This is a genomic window from Pectobacterium fontis (assembly GCF_000803215.1).
GTDB classification, from domain to species: domain Bacteria; phylum Pseudomonadota; class Gammaproteobacteria; order Enterobacterales; family Enterobacteriaceae; genus Pectobacterium; species Pectobacterium fontis.
The window spans coordinates 1-7,419 of record NZ_JSXC01000076.1; the positions used below are offsets into that span (position 1 = coordinate 1).

Here is a 7,419-nt window from a genome sequence, read left to right on the forward strand (position 1 = left end):
AGCACCTTCAATGATCACGGGTATATTAAATATAAATCACCCCACATAAAACCAATGAATTAAGAACATTTACAGCAGGAAATAATGGCTAAACGGAATATACTCTCACCCTTAACAAAACAGCACTTCTAATTCATTGTAAGCATTGAATTTTTATGATAAAAATCAATAAAATTTTTAGCATACTTGCATGTGTTGGGGCGGTAGCATTTAAAAAATACAATTGCCATTAGTAATGATTTAAACAAGCATATCGGGTAGTGTATCCAGTTAGTTGATTGAGAAAAAAGACATTTTCTCTGTAATTTCAAGCAACTTCTGGCCAATTATCAGCATACCCTAATTTAGGGGATATTGTGTATTTACAACTCCTCATAGTAAAACTTATAATGTTCATTAGATATCTAAACACGGTGAAGTTAAAATTTATGACAATAGCAATAACTCTAAAAAAACGAAGACCATAAGCAAAGTGCAGTGTTAGTTAAAAATAAATTTTCCTTTTTGACTTCACTCTGTACTTTACATCAGAGATTTCTCTGATGTAATTAGGCACTATCGGACTTTTAGATACTGCCAAAAAACGAACTTAATTTTTACTATATCCTAAGCAAGAGAAGAGATAAAATATGAGCACAACTGACTATGAAGAATGGTTAAGCCTTGCTGAACCTGATGAAACAGAAGAAATATATGGATTATATGAAGCTGTGTCTTTAGAAGAAACTAATGGCATTTGGAATGTTATTAGAAATGGAAAGAAATTAGTAATATCTGTTGGTCATGTAAAACAGAGTTTAATTATAGCTTCCGATACCGCTAAATTATCCTTCCTAAGCATTTTAAAAGAAAAATACATGGATGATGCAAATGACGTAGAAAGCTGGTATGGCTTTCAAAGAAACATGGATAATCCAAAAGCATAATATGCTCTCACTATAAACAGTTACAATTGGTTTGTTACCTTGTGACTGTTTATTCAAACATTCCCTGCAATCAAATTTAGCCAACCATAACCAAGCATTCTGGCTTCACCTTAATGATGGAAATAACCATCTGATATTTCAGGAGTCTAAGATTGAAAATCAATGTAGATGTAAAAAATAAAATAATAAAACTTGATTCCCAAGAGATTAAAATTCCCGATATTGTAGTCGAAGCCCTATCAAACAGTGATAACTTAACATCTGACATTCACAAAGAATTAAATAAATTTCTAAAAGAACTTAATATAAAAAGAATAGGTTTTAATGGATTAACGGTTGGAGATTACTACGAATTCATTTTTAAAGTTGATGGTGACGGCTTTCTCGATTCTCATAATGGAAAGTACGAGGTAATTACACAAATTGATAATATTCCCATCCGCATTGGTTCTCTGAGTAATTTTGCAATTTTAGTTATATGCTGTAAAAATCCTTTCTTAAAAGATGACTATGTTAATAATAACATGTACCATTACATTTCAATATCGTTTAGCTGCAAGCCATCAAAGTTAGTTTCATTAATACAATGCTCAAAATTTCTAGTTAACAGAACATTGTCTCATGGCAATTCATTTATTACTCCTGATGATATATTCAAGCCTTATGATTCAACAGATGAAGATAGTTCAGAAGATGATGTCATGTTTAGACCTTCTCTAACTGAAACGATTGAAAACTTACAAAATTTAAAAAATGAAAAAATATACTGCGGCAATGAAAGTAAACTGTATGAACTTATCTCCCAATCGTATGAGGTTGAAGAGGAATATAGGTTCATCCCATACTTTAAAATTTTAGAACATTTGTCACGGAAGCAAAAAATCCTTAGGAATGAATCAAAAATATCTAAATACTTATCTGGTATGAGCATTGATTTTAAAAATCAAGTAGTAAATGACACTCATTGCGAATTAGAATATGATAAAGTAATTGAATACATGAGATGTCTTAGGAATATGATTGTCCATCCTAATAAAAAACCCTCATCAAAGATTACTGTCTATCCCATAAAAAAAATGATATCTTTTCAAAAGGTATTAATATCTAAAATAACGAAAATCTCATTATGAGCAATATACTCGCATTATCCATTATTATATATAATTGATACAAAGCGTTTTAATTATGCACTAGCTAATGGGAAAGTTCAATAAAATGAGCAGAAATGAATTTTTTTGTTAAACAAAAAGAGGGGGCGAGCCCCCTCAAAAATCTTTTTCGACCCAGTCGCTTCCTGGATTATTTTACCGTATTTTCACCTTATGTGATGGCCCGGAATGGCGCCTGCACGAACCCACAACTCAAAGGCTGTCTCATATTTATAGACCATAGGGCAGATTTATGGTCTTATTGCTATACAAACATACAACAATAAAACCGCCATGTCAATAGTTTGACAAATCACTCAAAAATGAGATTGCGATAATTTTTTGAGCTGAGTTAGAAATCAATTTATGTGCATTCATGAAAGTAGTTCCTGTTGATAAGACATCATCCACCAATAGTATTTTCTTTCCATTTAAGTTATATCCTCCCCTAACTTTTAAGGGTTGAAAATAATGTCTAACATTATTCCTTACATGTTTCAGAGTAAAGTGTTTTTTTCCATCCAGCTTAGTAAGTGTATAAATTATCCCAGTAATTGTATCTTCATCTTTTTTAGAAACAATTTTCATATTAAAATTAATAAGAACATCATCTATAGTACATTTTTCAAAATAGTTATAAACCACTTGTTTCCCTGTGATAAAACTTACTAATCTTGCAAAGATTTTCACAACGGAAGATGAAGATGGTATAACTAAAATAACATCACAATCAAAACCGTTATGATTAATTATTTTTCCCATAATATCTCTGAAATTATTTTTAAACTTAACAATCTCTCTAAATGTTATACTATATCCGCTCAAGCCTTTCATCGCATAAATCAAGGGGTTCCCATCTCTGTTATCATTTGATTTCATTCGTGCAAAAACGGAATAAACCAAAAGATTACCGCGATAACCTTTTAAAGATATATTTTTTAATTTCGGATTAGAACTCACTGAGGTTGAAACAAATTTCTCATGATTAGGATTAAATGATACAACTCCATTTTCTGTGATATCTATTCCCATATTTAACCCCTCAGTTTTTATGCAAACTTACACCGTATCAAAGCATGAAGCAAGGGCTAACTCTCCGAAGCGCTACGCTGGCTTCTCCGAGTTCTCCCTTGTTTTTTTCGCCCTTTGGTTGAAAAAAAATTAAAAGCAAAATCAACACCATGCATTGACATTGTTAGCTTCTGCCATATAAGTAAGTATTAAGCATAAGGAATATGCTTTGATTTAATTATATGAAAAGGAGTTCATATGATCGAAAATGATACTTTTGATAATATCCTTCGCAGCCATTGCGTCAGTGTCAGATTAAATAATGAAGAGTTGTCGCTTCTGAATGAAAGGCGTGGTAGTCATCGCAAAGGTGAATGGGTGCGTATGGCATTTCTGCATAACCTTCCCTCCGTTATTCCTTCTATTAATCTCGAAGCATGGAAAACCCTTGGTGAGATTTCGCAGAAGTTAAACAGGCTGGTCGTCCATCTGGACAACAAAGGTAATGACAGCCCACTCTCACAAACTGAACTCTTTGCCGTGAAGCGTCAGATCTCAGAGCTTCGCCAGCACTTACTTACTGATAATTTGTGGAGTGCTTCCCATGAAGGGAATGCAAAAAATCCGCAGGGGTAAGGGTTTCGCTGGTGTTATTCTCTATGCATTAAAGTCAGGCTCTCACCATAGAAAAGATCCGATAGTAATTGGTGGGAATATGCTGGGGGATATAGCCGGAGATCTGATCGCCGAATTCAATACCACCAAAACGCTTCGCCCGGATGTGGTCAAACCCGTCTGGCATAATTCACTTCGATTACCGAAAAGCGAAGCGCTGAGAGAGGCTCAGTGGTCAGAGATAGCCGATGATTACATGTCTCGTATGGGCTTCGCTGAAACGCATCTGAGATGCTATGTGTTGCATGACGACACTGAAGGCCAGCACATCCACATTATTGCCAGCAGAGTTTCTCTCGACGTAGGAAAACTCTACCTTGGTAAGAACGAAAACCTTATCAGCACTCGTATCATTCAGCAGCTTGAACGCGATTATTCACTGACTATAACCAAAGGACCAGAATTGGTAGCATCACCATCCCCAGCTTTACCCTTCCCTCCTTCGCTATACAGAAAATCCCCGCCCCAGAAACCGATGGGCGCAACACCAAAACCTAAAAAGCTGTCGCGTAACGAAGCGATGATGGAGAAGTATAAAGGAGAGCCATCGCCCAAATCGGTCATCCAGGAAGCCCTGGAAGAATTGCTTGCCGGTAAACCATCAACGACTGAATTTGTGACACAGCTTGTGGCACGAAACATAACGGTAGTCCCGAATATCGCTTCTACCGGAAAGATGAATGGGTTTTCATTCGAATACCAGGGGATTGCCTTCAAAGCTTCGCAGTTAGGTAAGTGTTATTCCTGGTCTACCCTACAAGACAAACTCGATTACCAGCCGGAACGCGACAATGCTTTCCTGTTTGCATTGAAAATGCCCTCAGTCAGTAAGGCATCGGTTAGTGAAGCTCTTGATATGACAACTGCTACAGATAGCCCTGAAATCATCAAAGAAGACGTTAATAACAGCCCCGCCGAAACGCTTACCCTCAATAAAGATGCTGTTCAAGGCGAATACGCTATCACTTATCCGACAACGCTTCACAATGAAGCTGTTGCAAGTAACAAAGAAGCGTATGCAACCGAAGCAGTAAAAGAAGCTGGTGCAGATGGTAAAGAAGCACATGCAACCGAAGCCGCAAAAGAAGCTCATCGCAGAAAACCCACAGCTACGGTGCTAACGGGTTTCAAATGGTTAGAAACCATTCCCTACCTCAACATCATCATTGGCATGTTGAAAAAACTCAAAATCCCTACACTTAAACGCCCAGACAAACACAACATCATTACGGGTGTGAAAATAATAGAAATGACTGCAACACCAAAAACCACCATCCAAACTCCGAAAAAATCACACCCATCATCATTCCAAATGTAGGGCTGAGAAGCCGTCCAGCAAGCCTTTCTTCATACAAAAAACACAAGATTAACGATCGGTATAAACGATCTATATTTAATTTATGATAGCCTTTGACTATCACAAGTAAACCATCGATCGTTATAAGCGATTTGCTTTGTTTGATCACAACTGTTCAAAATGTAGCTGTTCCTTTTCCCATAATAGATTGATTTAACTGGTCTATTTACTTATTCAACTAACGATATAGGCTCAGCAATGACAAACCTCGCCTCATTTTCAGTCTCTGACTGCTTCATACGAATATGACTTTCACATTGATTCGCTATTAAGGAAATTTGTATGAGCATTTTTGCTATGAAACGCTTCTGGATTGCAGTATCGCTCCCCGCACTTATCGCATTATTGATGGGAAAAAGTGGATTCGTTCTCACAGGGATTATCTGGCTTCCTGTCAGTGTTGGTCTGCTCATTTGGGCGTATTTCACGAACCGACGCGACAAAAAAGCGTTAGCCGTGCTTCAGCCTCAAAAAAAGAAAATTTCTCCACCTGAAAAAGTCAGTGGCTTCATGAAATTTATTAATTTTTTCAAAATGAAGCGTCTTTGGATCGCCCTTGCTCTGCCAATGTTTCTTTCGCACTTTGGCACGACTGAAGATCTAATCTCTATCGGATTTTTTTGGATCCCAATCTGCGCTATTTTATTTTTCACGGCATTAGGCTCTTACATTCTTAAATTAAGCAATCAAGCCACTGTCGATAATTTTAACGATGATAATGATGGTTGTTATAGTCATACGCTTCTTAATTCATCAATGAAGCTCGATAGCAACAAAAGGCTCATTTTCCTTAAAGATGGAAATAATGAAAAAACCTATTCCTTTGATGATCTTAAAGAATGGAAATATAACATCAGTCATGGGGTTGAAATTGAAGATGCAGGTTTAAGCATTACTGCTAAAAACATTAATAATGTTCGTATGGCAAAAAACCGAAATGAGACAGGATTTTTTATTAGTGTAAGAGATATTCAAAATCCAGAATGGCACATCAGGTTTTTCCCTAAGGAAGGCTCTTTTAAATCTCAGATTGGGTTCAATGACCTGCGTAAACAAATGAACCAATGGATGGAAGTGTTCGATCAGGTTGTCAATGAAAATTAAGGTTAAAAACCCATGAAAAAAATCATCATCGTATTGGTATCACTCACTCTCTCTGGATGTTATTCCTTCGGTAATCAGACTCTGAAAAATGTAACGCAGGAAGACGTAAAAGCTAAAATTGTAAAAGGAAAAACCACCAAGGCAGAAGTATTAACCGCCTTTGGTGAGCCGGATAAACGTATCGCCTCAGATGATGAGGAGAAGTGGTCTTATTCAATGCATAACTACCGCAGTAAACCAACATCATACATCCCCCTTGTTGGGGTGTTGATTGGCGGAACGGATATTGAAGAAAAATCAATTCTCATCACGTTTAAAGGTGAAAAAGTCAGTTCTTATGAATTCACTGCCGGTGCCAGTGAAATGAAACGCGGTGTATTTTAAATAACATATTTCCCAACATCATGGAAAGCACCAGCCCGTAGCGTCGAAATTACGGGCTTTTTCATCACATCCTACAACTACTTCTCTTAACGCTCGTTGAGGCTCTTATCAGCTTGTCGGCCTCATATTTCTTTTTCTCATGCACGTAAATTCGCTCGGTTCTTCCACCATTGTTGGTAATAAAATTTATAATGGAAAGAAAGACTTTATTTAGACGGGCTTTATCAATTAAATCATCACTGATTTTTTCGATATGGCAATAATAAGAGAGAAGCAGAAAACTTAGCACCACTTCTCGGTTTGAAAACGTCAGATTTTCTATGTCCTGCTGGTATTTAATATAAAATCCTGCACAAAAAAGATAAGACTGCTCGGTGATTTCCGCTTCTGAAAAGCCCGATTCATCGAGCTTATCAACAAACCTGTCCAGCAACAGCAGATACCTTTCCATTAAACTCATATTTATTTTTTTCATAACTATGCATCCTTGCATTCAAATGATTATTAATTGTCGTCCTGACAAAGTATAAATATCACCATTAAATTAAAAATCAAGCACTCCGTAAAAATATATTTACAGTGGAATATTAAATTTACATAAAATATATTCATTGAACAGTGATCAATTAAATGGCTCGTAATTTTGTTTTTATTAAAAAATTCATAAAATACTTTACAAAAAAGTATCGGTGTCACATATATTAAAAAACCGAGAATATACTTTACAAAATAAAAATCGTTAAAAACCAACTTAATCACTCTGATTCGGGCTGAACCAGCCTAAATAATTTACATTTAGGTATCAGGTGTGCAT

The 7,419-nt window shown here is 36.1% G+C and carries 8 protein-coding genes; 6 read left to right on the forward strand and 2 right to left on the reverse strand.

The window, feature by feature from the left end; translation table 11 throughout:
- Positions 1 to 629: 629 nt before the first annotated feature.
- Together OI69_RS18505 and OI69_RS18510 are read left to right on the forward strand one after the other, a co-directional pair.
- Entirely contained in the window at positions 630 to 926 is a 297-nt protein-coding gene (locus tag OI69_RS18505) for a hypothetical protein (RefSeq protein ID WP_039354058.1), read from the forward strand.
- 152 nt (positions 927 to 1,078) lie between these two features.
- Complete coding sequence (locus tag OI69_RS18510; RefSeq protein ID WP_039354062.1) at positions 1,079 to 2,056, forward strand: hypothetical protein; 978 nt, start codon at positions 1,079 to 1,081, stop codon at positions 2,054 to 2,056.
- Between the two features lie 315 nt (positions 2,057 to 2,371).
- Here the strand turns inward: OI69_RS18510 and OI69_RS18515 are convergent, their stop codons facing one another.
- Entirely contained in the window at positions 2,372 to 3,106 is a 735-nt protein-coding gene (locus OI69_RS18515; RefSeq protein ID WP_039354065.1) for a phosphoribosyltransferase, read from the reverse strand.
- 237 nt (positions 3,107 to 3,343) lie between these two features.
- Between OI69_RS18515 and OI69_RS18520 the strand changes: the two genes are divergently transcribed.
- From OI69_RS18520 to OI69_RS18535, 4 genes are all read left to right on the forward strand, one after another.
- Positions 3,344 to 3,721, forward strand: coding sequence for a hypothetical protein (locus OI69_RS18520; protein ID WP_039354068.1), 378 nt, complete (start codon positions 3,344 to 3,346; stop codon positions 3,719 to 3,721).
- On the forward strand, positions 3,690 to 5,078 hold the full coding sequence (locus OI69_RS18525) for a relaxase/mobilization nuclease domain-containing protein (RefSeq protein WP_039354070.1): 1,389 nt from the start codon (positions 3,690 to 3,692) through the stop codon (positions 5,076 to 5,078). The genes OI69_RS18520 and OI69_RS18525 overlap by 32 nt, the downstream gene beginning before the upstream one ends.
- Before the next feature lie 321 nt (positions 5,079 to 5,399).
- Positions 5,400 to 6,221 (forward strand): DUF4755 domain-containing protein, encoded by an 822-nt coding sequence (locus tag OI69_RS20305; protein ID WP_052198411.1) that lies wholly within the window; start codon positions 5,400 to 5,402, stop codon positions 6,219 to 6,221.
- Positions 6,222 to 6,233: 12 nt separating this feature from the next.
- Positions 6,234 to 6,605: a hypothetical protein gene (locus OI69_RS18535; protein ID WP_039354073.1), complete on the forward strand. Its 372-nt coding sequence runs from the start codon at positions 6,234 to 6,236 to the stop codon at positions 6,603 to 6,605.
- A gap of 64 nt (positions 6,606 to 6,669) precedes the next feature.
- Here OI69_RS18535 and OI69_RS18540 read toward each other — a convergent pair whose 3' ends face one another.
- Positions 6,670 to 7,080, reverse strand: coding sequence for a hypothetical protein (locus OI69_RS18540; RefSeq protein ID WP_039354075.1), 411 nt, complete (start codon positions 7,078 to 7,080; stop codon positions 6,670 to 6,672).
- Between the last annotated feature and the right edge of the window lie 339 nt (positions 7,081 to 7,419).

Coding starts and splice junctions, on each gene's coding strand:
- OI69_RS20305 (WP_052198411.1), top strand. CDS start 5,400: ATGAGCATTTTTGCTATGAAACGCTTCTGGATTGCAGTATCGCTCCCC.
- OI69_RS18540 (WP_039354075.1), bottom strand. CDS start 7,080: ATGAAAAAAATAAATATGAGTTTAATGGAAAGGTATCTGCTGTTGCTG.
- OI69_RS18515 (WP_039354065.1), bottom strand. CDS start 3,106: ATGGGAATAGATATCACAGAAAATGGAGTTGTATCATTTAATCCTAAT.
- OI69_RS18535 (WP_039354073.1), top strand. CDS start 6,234: ATGAAAAAAATCATCATCGTATTGGTATCACTCACTCTCTCTGGATGT.
- OI69_RS18505 (WP_039354058.1), top strand. CDS start 630: ATGAGCACAACTGACTATGAAGAATGGTTAAGCCTTGCTGAACCTGAT.
- OI69_RS18520 (WP_039354068.1), top strand. CDS start 3,344: ATGATCGAAAATGATACTTTTGATAATATCCTTCGCAGCCATTGCGTC.
- OI69_RS18525 (WP_039354070.1), top strand. CDS start 3,690: ATGAAGGGAATGCAAAAAATCCGCAGGGGTAAGGGTTTCGCTGGTGTT.